At 67.8% G+C, this 13,664-nt stretch carries 15 protein-coding genes; 13 read left to right on the forward strand and 2 right to left on the reverse strand.

Annotated elements, in window-relative coordinates; genetic code table 11:
• Positions 1–13 precede the first annotated feature (13 nt).
• The gene (locus Afe05nite_RS01190; RefSeq protein WP_438867352.1) at positions 14–1,084 is read left to right on the forward strand and encodes a UDP-N-acetylmuramate dehydrogenase; all 1,071 of its coding nucleotides are present in this window, start codon (positions 14–16) and stop codon (positions 1,082–1,084) included.
• Here Afe05nite_RS01190 and Afe05nite_RS01195 read toward each other — a convergent pair.
• Both Afe05nite_RS01195 and Afe05nite_RS01200 read right to left on the reverse strand, forming a co-directional pair.
• On the reverse strand, positions 1,079–2,374 hold the full coding sequence (locus tag Afe05nite_RS01195) for a carbohydrate-binding protein (protein WP_239117460.1): 1,296 nt from the start codon (positions 2,372–2,374) through the stop codon (positions 1,079–1,081). The two genes, Afe05nite_RS01190 and Afe05nite_RS01195, sit on opposite strands and share 6 nt — an antisense overlap.
• A gap of 82 nt (positions 2,375–2,456) precedes the next feature.
• Positions 2,457–2,975, reverse strand: coding sequence for a CAP domain-containing protein (locus Afe05nite_RS01200; RefSeq protein WP_239117461.1), 519 nt, complete (start codon positions 2,973–2,975; stop codon positions 2,457–2,459).
• A 403-nt stretch (positions 2,976–3,378) separates the two neighbouring features.
• Between Afe05nite_RS01200 and Afe05nite_RS01205 the strand changes: the two genes are divergently transcribed.
• The 12 genes from Afe05nite_RS01205 to Afe05nite_RS01260 all read left to right on the forward strand — a co-directional run bounded on the left by Afe05nite_RS01205 (position 3,379) and on the right by Afe05nite_RS01260 (position 13,577).
• Positions 3,379–4,077 carry a response regulator transcription factor gene (locus Afe05nite_RS01205; protein ID WP_203784938.1) on the forward strand — a complete coding sequence of 233 codons (699 nt, stop codon included), beginning with the start codon at positions 3,379–3,381 and terminating at the stop codon, positions 4,075–4,077.
• Between the two features lie 61 nt (positions 4,078–4,138).
• Positions 4,139–6,502: a chemotaxis protein CheW gene (locus Afe05nite_RS01210; RefSeq protein WP_203815014.1), complete on the forward strand. Its 2,364-nt coding sequence runs from the start codon at positions 4,139–4,141 to the stop codon at positions 6,500–6,502.
• Between the two features lies 1 nt (position 6,503).
• Positions 6,504–6,941 (forward strand): chemotaxis protein CheW, encoded by a 438-nt coding sequence (locus Afe05nite_RS01215; protein ID WP_203815015.1) that lies wholly within the window; start codon positions 6,504–6,506, stop codon positions 6,939–6,941.
• Entirely contained in the window at positions 6,941–7,813 is an 873-nt protein-coding gene (locus Afe05nite_RS01220) for a hypothetical protein (RefSeq protein WP_203815016.1), read from the forward strand. Before Afe05nite_RS01215 ends, Afe05nite_RS01220 begins: the two co-directional genes overlap by 1 nt.
• Before the next feature lie 13 nt (positions 7,814–7,826).
• Positions 7,827–9,017, forward strand: coding sequence for a protein-glutamate methylesterase/protein-glutamine glutaminase (locus Afe05nite_RS01225; protein WP_203815017.1), 1,191 nt, complete (start codon positions 7,827–7,829; stop codon positions 9,015–9,017).
• On the forward strand, positions 9,014–9,859 hold the full coding sequence (locus Afe05nite_RS01230) for a CheR family methyltransferase (protein ID WP_203815018.1): 846 nt from the start codon (positions 9,014–9,016) through the stop codon (positions 9,857–9,859). Before Afe05nite_RS01225 ends, Afe05nite_RS01230 begins: the two co-directional genes overlap by 4 nt.
• Positions 9,860–9,866: 7 nt before the next feature.
• Positions 9,867–10,253, forward strand: coding sequence for a response regulator (locus tag Afe05nite_RS01235; protein ID WP_203815019.1), 387 nt, complete (start codon positions 9,867–9,869; stop codon positions 10,251–10,253).
• Positions 10,250–10,753 carry a chemotaxis protein CheX gene (locus tag Afe05nite_RS01240; RefSeq protein WP_203815020.1) on the forward strand — a complete coding sequence of 168 codons (504 nt, stop codon included), beginning with the start codon at positions 10,250–10,252 and terminating at the stop codon, positions 10,751–10,753. Before Afe05nite_RS01235 ends, Afe05nite_RS01240 begins: the two co-directional genes overlap by 4 nt.
• Entirely contained in the window at positions 10,734–11,096 is a 363-nt protein-coding gene (locus Afe05nite_RS01245; RefSeq protein ID WP_203815021.1) for a response regulator, read from the forward strand. Before Afe05nite_RS01240 ends, Afe05nite_RS01245 begins: the two co-directional genes overlap by 20 nt.
• A 7-nt stretch (positions 11,097–11,103) precedes the next feature.
• Positions 11,104–11,592, forward strand: coding sequence for a hypothetical protein (locus tag Afe05nite_RS01250; RefSeq protein WP_203815022.1), 489 nt, complete (start codon positions 11,104–11,106; stop codon positions 11,590–11,592).
• Between the two features lie 120 nt (positions 11,593–11,712).
• Complete coding sequence (locus Afe05nite_RS01255; protein ID WP_203815023.1) at positions 11,713–12,303, forward strand: flagellar hook assembly protein FlgD; 591 nt, start codon at positions 11,713–11,715, stop codon at positions 12,301–12,303.
• 35 nt (positions 12,304–12,338) lie between these two features.
• On the forward strand, positions 12,339–13,577 hold the full coding sequence (locus Afe05nite_RS01260; RefSeq protein ID WP_203815024.1) for a flagellar hook protein FlgE: 1,239 nt from the start codon (positions 12,339–12,341) through the stop codon (positions 13,575–13,577).
• Positions 13,578–13,664: the final 87 nt, after the last annotated feature.

A 13,664-nucleotide genomic window follows, 5' to 3' on the forward strand; every position in this document is an offset into this window, starting at 1 on the left:
TCTTGAGCCTAGGGTGAACGTCGTGCCTGACGTTAGTAGCCAACGCCAAACCGACGAACCCGTGAACTCCCTCGCGGCGTACACGACGCTACGCCTCGGTGGTCGGCCCGGCAGGTTGACAGTAACCGCCGAAACCGACGAAGCGGTCGCTACCGTGCGTAATGCCGCGGCTGAGGGACGACCGGTCCTCATTCTTGCCGGTGGCAGCAACGTCGTGATCGGCGACGCCGGGTTCCCCGGCGAGGTGCTCCTGCTGCGCACGCGCGGCATCGAGGTGGTGCGGGCGCACGGCGAGAGCGTGGTCGTGCGGGTCGCCGCGGGCGAGGTCTGGGACGACTTCGTGGCGTACGCCGTGGCGAACGGCTGGTCGGGAATCGAGTTCCTGTCCGGCATCCCGGGTTCGGCGGGCGCCACCCCGATCCAGAACGTGGGCGCGTACGGGTCGGAGGTCGCGCACACGATCGTGGCGGTGCACGCGTACGACCGGCAAAGCGACACCGTCCGCGCGATGTCCCCGGCCGAGTGCGCGTTCGCCTACCGCTCGAGCGTCTTCAAGCACAGCGACCGCTATCTGGTGTTGCACGTCGACTTCCAGCTCACGGTGTCGGCCGAGTCGGCCCCGATCCGCTACGCCGAGCTGGCCCGCAGTCTGGGCACGGAAGCCGGCGACCGGGTCCCGTTGAGCCTGGCCCGCGACACCGTCGGCAAGCTCCGGGCGGGCAAGGGCATGGTGCTCGACGCCGAGGACCCGGACACCTGGTCGGTGGGTTCCTTCTTCACCAACCCGGTGGTGCCGGCCGCGGTCCGGGAGTCGCTCGGCCTCGACCACGCACCGTACTGGCCGGGCGAGGGCGGCACGGTCAAGATCCCGGCGGCCTGGCTCATCGAGAACGCGGGCTTCCCCAAGGGGTACGCGGGTGCCGGCGTCTCGATCTCGACCAAGCACACGCTGGCGCTCACCAATCGCGGCAGCGGCACCACGTCGGCGCTGCTCGACCTGGCCCGGACGATCCGCGACGGGGTGCGCGACCGGTTCGGGATCGAGTTGCATCCCGAACCGGTCCTGATCAACTGCGCGCTATAGCGGCAGCCAGAGCGCCGGCGTGGTCGGCGGTTCCCAGCCCGGCAGCGAGGTGTGCGACTGCCGGCACTGGTAGCGCTTGCCGCCGTAGGTGACGACCTGCCCGGCGCTGTACGCGGTGTACGGGGCCCAGGTCGTCGTGCCCGGCGCCGTCGTGGGCGGAGTCGTCGGCGGCTTGGTGGTGGGTGTCGTGGTCGGCTTGGTGGTGGGGGCCGTGGTGGGTGTCGTGGTCGGCGGCGTGGTGCTCGTCGAGCCCGAGGTGAACGACTGCATGATCTTGCTGAACTGCCAGGTGCTCTGCGCGACGCCGGAGCAGTTGTCGGCGGCCGCGCCGCCCGGGCAGCCGCCGTTGTCGCGCTGCAACGCCCAGAACGACAGAGCCGCGATGCCCTGCGTCTTGGCCCAGTTGGTGACGGTCTGCGCGTTGGCGATGGTGAACGTCTCGGCCGGGCCGAAGTCGTCCACGCCGATCATCTCGATGATCCCGACCATCGCCCAGAGCTGGGCCGTGGTTTTGCTCGGGTACAGCGCCTTCAGCTGGTTGACCAGGCCGTTGGCCGAGGTCTGGGTGTCGGTCGCCATGTTGTGCGTGGCGCCGTCGTAGTAGTCGAACGTCATCATGTTGACGATGTCGATCCGCGCGCCGTTGCTGACCGCGTTGCGGAGCACGGCCAGACCCGATTCGGCCAGGCCCGCGGTGGTCGTCGGCAGGGTGTAGGTGAACTGGACGGGCCGCCCGTTCGCGGCCGCCCAGTCCTCGACCTTCTTGATCGCCTTGTTGCGGCGGTCGATGCCGGCCGTGTTGGTGAGCGAGTTGTCCTCGATGTCGAGGTCGATCCGGGTCACGTCGTAGGTCGTGATCACCTTCTCGAACTGAGCGGCGATCGAGTCGACGCTGGTGCAGCTGTCGGCGATCTCGGTCCCGCCGTTGTCGGCCGCGTAACCGCCGAAGGAGGGGATGACGTCACCGCCGGCCGCCCGGATCGCCGTGATGTCGCTGCCGAAGGTGCCGGACGAGATCGGCATCGAGGTGTCGCCGTTGAAGTAGACGGTGCACGAGCCGGGGCTGGGCGTCTGGACGAACGCCAGGGTGAGGAACTTGTTGCCGGACTGGCTGGACAGCCCGGCCAGGCTGTCGCCGTTGTAGGCCTCGAAGTACGGCGCGAAGACGTGGGCGGGGATGCGTGACGTGGTGGCGGCCTGGGCCATCGGTGAGGTGGCGGTGACGAACCCCGCCACACCGGCGGCGACCGTGACGGCCGCCGCCAACAGGGCGGTACGGGATCGGCGCATGGGGATGACCTCTTCCGGGAATAGATTAGTTAACCTAACTAATAGAAGAGGGAAGAGAAGTCTGTCAATAGCGGAGTTCGCCTCACTCGTACCCGAAGACCTGGGTGTAATAGGGCAGACCGTTGTCGCCGTAGGCGACGCCGGTGCCGATCGAGTGCGCGCCGCAGTTGAGGATGTTCTCCCGGTGGTCCGGGCTGGCCATCCACGCGTCGATCACCTCGTCCGCGGTTCGGTAGCCCCAGGCGATGTTCTCGCCCGAGGGCTGCTCGTAACCGGCCGCGTGCGAGCGCGCGACGAACGTGGTGCCGTCCGTCCAGATGTGGGTGAACCGCCCGGTCCGAGCCATGTAGAGGCTCTGCCGGATGGAGGCGATGGTCAGCTCCCGGTCGACCGCGAGGGTGGCGCAGCCGTTGGCTCGCCGTTGCTGGTTGGTCCTCGTCACGACCTCGGACATCAGCTGAGCGGGGGCGAGCGCGCTGGCCGGTGCGTCCGGCGGCAGTGGCGGTGCCGGCACCCGGGCCTCGGCCGGCGTGCCGAATGCCAGCAGCGCGGCGGGCGCGGCGACGAGCAGGGCGAGACGACTGGCCACCTGGACGAGCACGGGTGCCTCCCGGATCAGGGGTGGGCCGAGTCGCCCACATCGGCATATCGCACCCTTTTCTTGGGCGTATGTCTCTTTTTCGGGCGAAAACGGTATTGGCGGCAGCAAAAGTGTCACGCTGATCGGATGGCCGAGTGCGCCCGACGCACCCTCTTCGGCCGTGTCATTCCGGAAACGTGCGGACCGCCCCCGCTGGCCGGATAGCTCGCTAAACTGTCACTGTCCGTAAATAGGCCGTGACATCACGCTATCGTGGTTTTGCACGGTTAAATCCACTGCTCGCGGTCGCGGGCAATGCCGAGCAAGACGCTGACTTTTTCGACGGGCCGTCACCGGCTGGCCCGGCGGTCAGCCGTGTGCGGACGCGGCGTGAGCGAGGGGTGGGGGCCAGGGTGAGGACACGATGAGTCGCCTTCTCGTCGTCGAGGACGACCCGGATATCGCACTCGCCCTCCGGCTGCTTTTCAGCCGTGCGGGCTACGAGGTGGCGCACGCCGGAGACGGGCGTACCGGTCTCAAGGAGGCCTACGCCGAACACCCCGATCTGGTGGTGCTCGACGTCGGTCTGCCCGAGATGGACGGCTGGCAGGTGCTCGAGCGGCTGCGCGACGTCTCCGACGTACCGGTGCTGGTGCTCACCGCACACGGCCAGGAAGCGGAGAAGGTGCGCGGCCTGCGCGGCGGGGCCGACGACTACCTGACCAAGCCGTTCGCCAACAACGAGCTGCTCGCCCGGGTCGAGGCGCTGCTGCGGCGCTCCTCGAGCGGCCAGAACAGCTGGGCCAGTCAGGTCTACGACGACGGCCTCGTGCATCTCGACCCGACCAAGCGGCGGGTGTACGTCAAGGGCGATGAGAAACGCCTGACGCCCACCGAGTTCCGCCTGCTCAATGCCCTTGTCCGGCACGCCGGCGCGGTGCTGAGCCCCAATCAACTGCTGACCCAGGCGTGGGACGACCCCACGGGCATCGGTCAGGAGCGGGTGAAGTTCGCCGTCCTGCGCCTGCGTCGCAAGCTCGGGTGGTCCGATCCCGACGAATCGCCCATCGAATCTGTCCGAGGATTCGGATATCGCTACCGACGGCCGGGCGGGGAAGCCTGAGTTCTCAGGTGACGGCAGTCTCCGACGATGAGAGCTGTGGAAGCCGAGCAGGAGGTACAGCGTGGAAGACCTAGGTGAGATCGTTGGCGAATTCCTTTTGGAGAGCCACGAGAACCTGGACCAGATCGACCGTGATCTGGTATCCCTCGAGCAGGAGCCGGACTCGCGCGACCTGATCTCGCGGATCTTCCGGGCGATTCACACGATCAAGGGTACGAGCGGCTTCCTTGCCTTCAGTCGGCTGGAGAAGCTCGCCCACGGTGGTGAGTCCCTGCTCTCCAAGCTGCGTGACGGCGTGCAGCCGGTCACCCCGGCGACGATCACCGTGCTGCTCGCGATGATCGACGGCGTGCGGTCGATCCTCTCCTCGATCGAGGAGAACGGCAGCGAGAACGACGTCGACATCGACAGCATTCTCGCGCAGGTCCACGCCCAGATGAACGTCGGCGAGGCGGCCGCGGAAGCGGCTGCTCCGGCTGCCCCCGCCGCGCCGGCCCCGGCGGCCGAGACGCCGGAACCGCTCGACGAGACGCCCGCCGCCGTGCGGCCGGCCCCCGAGCCGGTCGAGGAGCAGCGCAAGCCGATCGGCGAGCTTCTCGTCGAGTCCGGCGGGGCGCAACCGCAGGACGTCGGCTCGGCGCTCGCCCAGCAGCTCGATGGTGACGAGCGCAAGCTCGGCACGATCCTGCTTGAGGAGGGCAAGGCCAAACCGGCCGCGGTCAACGAGGCGTTGTCGCAGCAGGCCCCCAAGCGGAGCATCGCCGACAGCGCGATCCGGGTCGACGTCGATCTGCTCGACACCCTGCTGAACATGGTCGGTGAGCTCGTCCTCGCTCGCAACCAACTGGTCCGCGGCGTGATGGAGACCGGTGACGCCACCCTGGTGCGCAGCGCGCAGCGGCTCGGCATGATCACCAGTGAGCTGCAAGAGGGCATCATGAAGACTCGGATGCAGCCCATCGAGCACATCTGGTCGAAGCTGCCCCGAGTCATCCGGGACCTGAGCAACTCGCTCGGCAAGAAGGTCGAGCTGGTCATGCAGGGCAAGGAGACCGAGCTCGACCGAAGCCTGCTGGAGGCGGTCAAGGACCCGCTCACCCACCTGGTGCGTAACGCGGTCGACCACGGCATCGAGGATCCCGACAAGCGCGTCGCGGCCGGCAAGGACCCGGAGGGCATTCTGACCCTGCGGGCCTACCACGAAGGCGGTCACGTCGCGGTCGAGGTCGCCGACGACGGCGCCGGCCTGGACGTGGACCGGATCGCGCAGAAGGCCGTGGAGAAGGGTCTGCTCCGCCCGGAGCAGGTCCCCAACATGGACAAGCGCGAAATCATGGCAATGGTCTTCCAGCCCGGCTTCTCCACCGCCGCGAAGGTCACCAACGTGTCCGGCCGCGGGGTCGGCATGGACGTCGTGAAGACCAACATCGAGAACATCGGCGGCGCCGTCAGCGTCGACTCGACGCCCGGTCAGGGCACGGTCTGGCGGCTCACGATCCCGCTGACCCTGGCCATCATCCAGGCGCTCACCGTCGATTGCGGCGAGCAGCGCTACGTCGTACCCCAGGTCGCAGTTCTGGAACTGGTGTTCATCGACGGAACTTCCACCAAGATCGAGTACGCCTCCGGCGCGCCCGTCTACCGCCTGCGCGGCAAGTTGCTCCCCCTGGTCCGGTTGGACAAGTCGCTCGGCCTCGAGCCCAGCGGCGACCAGGGCGTCTACATCATGGTGCTGCAGGCCGACGGGCGCCGGTTCGGCCTGGTCGTCGACCGGGTGCTGAACACCGAAGAAGTCGTGGTCAAAGCCCTGAACAGCCGCTTCAAGGACATCGGCCTCTACGCCGGCGCCACCATCCTCGGCGACGGCAAGGTCGGGCTGATCCTGGACGTGTCGTCGCTGGCCCGGCGCAGCCACCTGGCCGCCGACTCCGATCGCAAGAACCTGGAGGGCTCGTCCCGGGCCAACGCCGGTGCGGGCAGCGGCGAACGGCTGCTGGTCACCGCGGTCGGCGAGCGGCGGGTCGCGATCCCGCTGGACACCGTCACCCGGCTCGAGGAGTTCCCGCGGGCACGCATCGAGCACGCCGGCTCCCGCGAGGTCGTGCAGTACCGCGGCCAGATCCTGCCGCTGGTGCGGCTGTCGCATCTGCTCGGCGCCTACGGCGAAGAGCCCGAAGGCGACACCGTGTCGGTGGTGGTCTACAGCGAGGGCGAGCGGAGCGTGGCGCTGGTGGTGGACCGCATCGTCGACATCGCCGAGAACTCGACCACGGCCCGCCGGGACGCCGAGGAGGACGGCCTGGTCGGCACCGCGGTGATCCAGCAGCGGGTGACCGAGCTGCTCGACGTCCGCCGCGCCATCCTGGCCGCCGACCCGAACTTCTACACCGACCTGGAGAGCGACGAGATGCTGGTGGAGGCCTGAGATGGCGAGCCGACAGTTCGCCACGTTCGAGGTGGCTGAGCAGCTTTTCGGGGTCGAGGTGCACACGGTGCAGGAGGTGCTCTCCTACAACGAGTACACCCCGGTGCCGCTCGCCCCGCCGGCCGTGGGCGGCCTGTTCAACCTGCGCGGCCAGGTGATCGCCGCGGTCGACCTGCGGGTGCAGCTGGGCATGGCGCGCAAGGCGCTCCAAGGCCCGGTGATGAACGTGATCCTGCGGGGCGACGGCGAGCCGGTCAGCCTGCTGGTCGACAAGATCGGCGAAGTGGTCGATCTGGACGACGAGGCGTTCGAGCCACCACCGGACACGCTCAGCGGTCCGACCCGGGAGCTCGTGGTGGGCACGTTCAAGTTGGACGGACGGTTGATGCTGGCGCTCGACGTCAACCAGGCGGTCGATACGTACCGCGCAACAACCTGATGTACAGCCTGGTCAGCGCCCCGGTGCTCGGCTTCGACCTGACCCGCCTGGCCGGCGGGTCGGCGACGGCCGAAGTGGTGCTGCGTGGCCTGCGGTTGAAGCAGGACGATCTGAGCATCCTCGCCGAGCGGCTGCCGGACGAAGGGGTCCGGGGGCCGCTCTGGGTCGAGGTGGAGAGCGCGGCTCGCCGGATGCCGTCGCTCAAGGGGATGTCGAAGGAAGACCCGGCCGGCAGCCTCGCGCTTGTCGAGCGGGCGCCGATCGGTTCGGTCGACGCGCTGCTCACCTGCCTGCGCTACGACGTCATGTCCTGGACCTGGACCGGGACCGGCAAAGACGCGCAGCAGACCGAGACGGCCGCGGCCGCCACGGGGCTGCTCTGCGACGCCGCGGTCGCCAGCTATCTGCGCGAGGTGCTGGACGACCAGACGCGCCGGATGCTCGGCGCGGGATGGGTGTCGGCCATGCGCAAGCTGCCGACCGGCGCCCCGATCGACCTGGGCCCCCACCACTACACGGTGTCGGCCCTGCTGGACCGCCTGCGCTCGCTGCGGTCCAAGGACATGAACCGGCTCTCGTCCTCGGCGGAGGACGCGCGCCGTAACGCCGGTGGCTGGTCCCCAGCCGTGCATTCGGCGTCCTGGGCCGCGTATCTCTCGGATCGGGTCCGCACCGCCGCCGCGGCGCAGATGCTGTTGGTACAGGCCGTCGACACGGCCGACATTCCGCTTGCCGACCGGGCCGGCGGGGTTTGGAACATGCTCAGCGGTGCCGTGCAGGCGCTGGTGGTACGTGACCTTCTGGACACTGCCACGGCGCATCGGTTGCTCGCACCGGTGGTCGCGGCATTGGGCCCGGCGTGGCTCGGGTGAAGGAGGTGGTCGGATGATTACGGTGCTTGTCGTCGACGACTCCGTCGTGGTCCGTCGGCTCATCGTCGATGCCCTCGGCGGCGCGGAGAACATCGAGGTCGTCGGTACGGCCTCCAACGGTCTGCTGGCCCAGGCGAAGATCGATCAGCTGAAGCCCGACGTGATCACGATGGACATCGAGATGCCCCAGATGAACGGCATCGAGGCGGTCCGGGAGTTGCGCAAGCGACACAAACACATCCCGGTGATCATGTTCAGCACGCTGTCCGCGGCGGGTGCGTCGGCCACGCTCGAGGCGCTCTCGGCCGGTGCGACCGACTACGTCACCAAGCCCAGCAACGTGGGTTCGGTGAACGAGTCCATCGCGGCGGTCCGCAGCGAACTGGTCCCGAAGATCCACGCACTGGGCGGCAAACGACGGATGTCCGGTGCGCCGGCCGGCCCCCCCGGCCGTCCGGCCCCCGCCATGCCGACCCGGCCGGGTCCCGGAACCGCGCCGCCGCGAGCGGGTCTTCCGCCCGCCGGCCGACCCGGCCGACCCGGTGCGGTACCGGCCGGTCCGCCCGGTGCGCCGGCTCGCCCGGCCAAGCGCGGCACCCCCGGCGGCAAGGTCGACATCCTGGCCATCGGCTCTTCCACCGGCGGCCCCGACGCGCTCACCAAGGTGCTCACCAGTCTGCCGTCCGACCTGGCGGTGCCGATCGTGATCACACAGCACATGCCCCCGGTCTTCACCAAGATGTTCGCCGAGCGGCTCGACCGCAGCACCCCCCTGCGCGTGGTCGAGGCCGGCGACGGAATGGAACTTCAGGCCGGCTGTGCCTACATCGCCCCGGGGGACTCACATCTGGTGCTGCACCGCCGGGGAACGTCGACGCTGACGCAACTCAGCAGCGCACCGCCGGAGAACTCCTGCCGCCCGGCCGTGGACGTGATGTTCCGGTCGGTCGCGGCCCTCTACGGGGCATCTGCCTATGCCACCGTGCTTACCGGAATGGGACATGACGGACGAGGTGGTGCGAAAGTGCTGAGAGACGCGGGCGCCGAGATCCTGGCCCAGGACGAGGCCAGCTCGGTGGTTTGGGGCATGCCGGGGGCCGTGGTCGGCGCCGGCCTGGCGGACGAGGTGCTGCCGCTGGACCGGATCGCCGCGCACCTGGTCAACCGGGTCAAGGCCGGCCGATCCGCGGCGGTGGCGCGATGAGCCTCTCCCCGGCCGAGTTCAACTACGTCTCGCAGTTGGTCCGCAAGGAAGCCTCCATCGTGCTGGCCCCCGGCAAGGAATACCTCGTCGAGGCCCGGCTCATCCCGGTGGCGCGGGCGGTCGGCGCGGCCAACGTCAACGAGTTCCTGGCCGAGCTGCAACGCCGGCCCAATCCGGCCAACCAGCGGCGGATCATCGACGCGCTCACCACCAACGAGACGTCCTGGTTCCGTGACCGCGAGCCGTTCCTGGCACTCACCGACGTGGTGCTGCCCGAACTGATCAAGGCCCGCGCCTCGACCCGCAAGATCCGGGTCTGGTCGGCCGCCAGCTCGAGCGGCCAGGAGGCCTACAGCCTGGCCATCACGCTGCAGGAAAACCTGCCCGCCGGTTGGTCGTACGAGATCATGGGCACCGACATCTCCACCGTGATGATCGAGCGGGCGGAGAAGGCCGAGTACAGCCAGGTCGAGGTCAACCGGGGCCTGCCCGCCCAGCAGCTGGTCCAGTATTTCGAACGGGCCGGGGCGCACTGGCGGATCACCCAGCAGTTGCGCAAGAACGTCTCGTTCCGCCTCATGAACCTCACCACGCCGCTGCCGGCCATGCAGCCCTTCGACATCGTCTTCCTCCGCAACGTCCTGATCTATTTCGACGTCGCGACCAAGCGGACCGTGTTGCAGAACGCGGCCAAGCTGCTCCGCCCCGACGGCTGGCTGTTCCTCGGTGCGGCCGAGACGACCATCGGGATCGACGACAACTACGAGCGGGTGGCCGCCGGCCGCACCTCTGCCTACCGAGTTCGTACCGGAGCGCCCGCGGGCGCCGTCAGAAGGGGGTGACGCCGCGATGCGCGCCATGGTGATCGACGATTCCCGCGCGATGCGCATGATCCTCAAGCGCATTGTCACCAAGCTGAACTTCGACGCGGTGGAAGCAGGCGACGGCAAGGAAGCTCTCGACCTGCTCACCGATATGCCCGAGGTGCCGGAACTGGCCCTCATCGACTGGAACATGCCGAACATGAACGGGCTCGAGTTCGTCACCCACGTCCGCGCCGACCCGCGACTGCGCGAGATGACGCTGGTCATGGTCACTACCGAGAGCGAACAGAGCCAGATCGTACGAGCGCTCGCCGCCGGCGCGCACGAGTACGTGATCAAGCCCTTCACCGAGGGCGCCATGATCGAAAAGCTGGCCCTGCTGGGCCTCGTCCCGACCGGAGCGAACTCATGAGCGTCGAAGTCGAGGTCAACGAGAATGACCTCGCTGAGATGGTAGGACAGGTCTGGGAGTCGTACCTGGATCCGGAGGGCATCAACCCCCTGATCCCGACGTACGACGAGAACCAGCCCTCCGAGGTGCATTCCTCGGTCTCCATCACCGGTTCCTGGACCGGGCACCTGGTTTATTCCTCTTCGATCGACGCGGCCAAGCGGGCCGCCGCCGCCTTCCTGGCCATGGAGCCGGGCGAGGTCAGCGAGGAGGACATGTCCGACGTGCTCGGTGAACTCGCGAACATCGTCGGCGGCAACGTCAAGGCGATGCTGCCGCCCGGCGCCTTTCTCTCCCTGCCCCAGGTGGTGCTCGCCCCCGAGTCGTCGGCCCGGTTCCCGAACACCGAGCGGATCGGCGGGGTGTACGGCATCTGGGAAGGCGAACCCGTGTCCATCTCCATGTGGCAGAGCCGCGCGGAAAAGAAGGAGGAGAAGGCGCATGAAGATTCTCATCGCTGACGACAGCCGGGTCATGCGGCAGATCGTCGTTCGTACGCTGCGCCAGGCCGGCTTTGGTGACCACGATCTGATCGAGGCCAGCAACGGGCGGGAGGCGTTCGACATGACCACGTCGGAGAACCCGGATCTGGTGCTTTCTGACTGGAATATGCCGGAAATGACCGGTATCGAGGTGCTACGGCAGCTCCGGGCGGCCGGCAACGCCGTGAAGTTCGGTTTCGTCACCTCGGAGAGCACTCCCGAGATGAAGGACCAGGCCGATGCGGCCGGTGCACTCTTTTTCATCGTGAAGCCGTTCTCAGCTGAGCGATTCGATGAGGTATTCGCTCCTATTCTGGGATGATTACGACATGTCCGACGTCTCGGTTCTTCCTGGCACACCCGCCGTACGCAACCTCTTCGAGGACCTGCTCGGCCGAGAGGTGACCGTCGCTCCCGGCGATCCGATCTCCGCTGACGAGATCCCGACGGCAACGGTCGCGATTTTCACCGACACCGCACAGCAAATCTATGCCGTCATGGGAATGGATCTTTCCCTGTCGGCCAACGCGGGAGCGGCCCTCGGCCTGCTCCCGGCCGGCGCGGCCGAGGACAGCATCGACGAGAAGAAGCTGTTCCCGAACCTCGCTGAGAACGTCTTCGAACTCTGCAACGTGCTGACCAGCCTGCTCAACCGAGAGGGTGGCCCGCACATCAAGATGTATCAGGTGATCTACCCCGGCGATCCGCTGCCGGCCGACGCTCGGGCACACCTGATGGCCCTCGGCCGCCGGGTCGACCTGACGATCGAGGTCAACCGGTACGGCAAGGGAAAGTTCAGCCTGTCCCTGGCGCCGTGACCGGCGCTACAGAATGCATCGCGGGCCCGCTGGTTGCGGGCCCGCGATTTTTTTGGTGCTAAGCAATTTCCGGGTCCGGTCGAAGCTCAGGTTGAGCGACGCAAACGGACAGGAGAAATCATGACCTCGCCGACCTCGGGAATTTCCGGCACTCCGGCCGCCGCGGCCGCGGCCGCCGCGGCCGCGGCCGCCGCGTCCGGTTCCAAAAGCATCGCGGACAAGGCCAAGGACCTCGGGGACAAGGACACCTTTCTCAAACTGCTCGTGGCCCAGCTGAAGTATCAGGACCCGAGCAATCCGGCCGACTCGACCCAGTTCCTGGCGCAGACCGCCCAGTTCACCCAGGTCGAGAAGCTCGGCGACATCGCCGACCTGCTCAAGTCACAGCGCATGATCGGCGCGAGCAGTCTGGTCGGGCACGAGGTCACCTTCATGGACGGGAACGGCGACCACCAGAGCGGCGTCGTCTCGGCCGCGAAGCTCAACGGGGACAGCGAACCGATGCTTCGGATCGGGAACACGGACGTGCTGCTGTCCAAGGTCATGGAAGTCCAAACACTGGCCCAGTCGGCCGGTAGCGCGGCGCTCGCGGCCGCGGCCGGCCCGACCGGAATCGCCGCCGGTGCCGCGGCCGCTCCACCGGCGGTCAAGCCGGCCGAGCCGGCGCCCGGCAAACCGGCCGACGAGAAGACCGGTCCCGCGACCGCCTGATCCCGCGTTCCCGCAACCGCAAAGGACATCGGTAAATGCTGCGCTCTCTCTACTCCGGCATCAGTGGCCTGCACGCCCACCAGCAGATGATGGACGTCACCGGTAACAACATCGCCAACGTCAACACCGTCGGCTTCAAGGCGAGCAGCGTGCAGTTCCAGGACACGCTCAGCCAGATGCTCGGCGCCGCCGGTGCGCCCCAGAACAACCAGGGCGGCACCAACCCGGCCCAGGTCGGCCTGGGTGTGAGCAACGCCGGCATCCTCTCCAACTGGTCCCAGGGCTCGCAGGAGACCACCGGCCGGTCCGGCGACATGATGATCCAAGGCGACGGCTTCTTCATCACGCGCAACGGCAACGAGAACATCTACACCCGGGCCGGCTCGTTCTCCTTCGACGGCAACGGTCTGCTGACCACCGCGAGCGGGGAGGCGGTGCAGGGCTGGACCGCGCAGGACGGGGTGGTCAACTCGGCCGCCAAGCCGGGTGACATCACCATGCCGCTGGGCAGCACGATCTCGCCGAAGGCGACCACGAACATCACGCTGAAGGGCAACCTGACAAGCGATGTGGACACCGCCAACCCGACGGCCTACCCGAAGAACTACGCGATCCCGGTGAAGTGTTTCGACAAACTCGGCACACCGAGCACCCAGGTCGTCAACTTCCAGCAGGCGGCGGACGGGACCTACAGCGCGATCTACCCCTGGGACACCGCGACCAACAGCGCGGTCACCGGCGCCACCACGACCCCGATCCCGTTCGGCACCACCACGCCCGGTAAACCGGACAGCCCCAGCTTCACCATCACCAACCCCAACGGTGACGCGTACACCGTCGACGTCTCGGACATCACCAACTTCTCCGGTCAGTCCGACGCCCGCGTCTTCGAGGCGGACGGTCAGGTGGCCGGTGCGCTGACGTCACTGTCGTACACCGTCTCCGACACCGGCCAGATCATCGGGGTCTACAGCAACGGCCTCAAGCAGGTCCTGGGGCAGATCGCGATGGCGACCTTCAAGAACACCAACGGGCTCGAGAAGACCGGAAACTCGGGGTACCGGGAGACGGTCAACTCCGGGTACGCGCAAGTGGGCGTGCCGGCCAGCGCCGGCATGGGCCAAGTCATCAGCGGTGCACTGGAGATGTCGAACGTCGACCTCGCCCAGGAGTTCACCAACCTGGTCATCGCCCAGCGCGGTTTCCAGGCGAACTCCCGCGTCATCACCACCTCCGACGAGCTCCTGCAGGAACTCGTCAGCATGAAGCGCTAGTACCACGAGCGAGCGATACGGCTGACGGCCGGGACGGACACCACGAGTGTCCGTCCCGGCCGTTCGTCTTCAGCCGAACGGCTGCAC

The organism is Paractinoplanes ferrugineus (assembly GCF_016862195.1).
GTDB lineage: Bacteria > Actinomycetota > Actinomycetes > Mycobacteriales > Micromonosporaceae > Actinoplanes > Actinoplanes ferrugineus.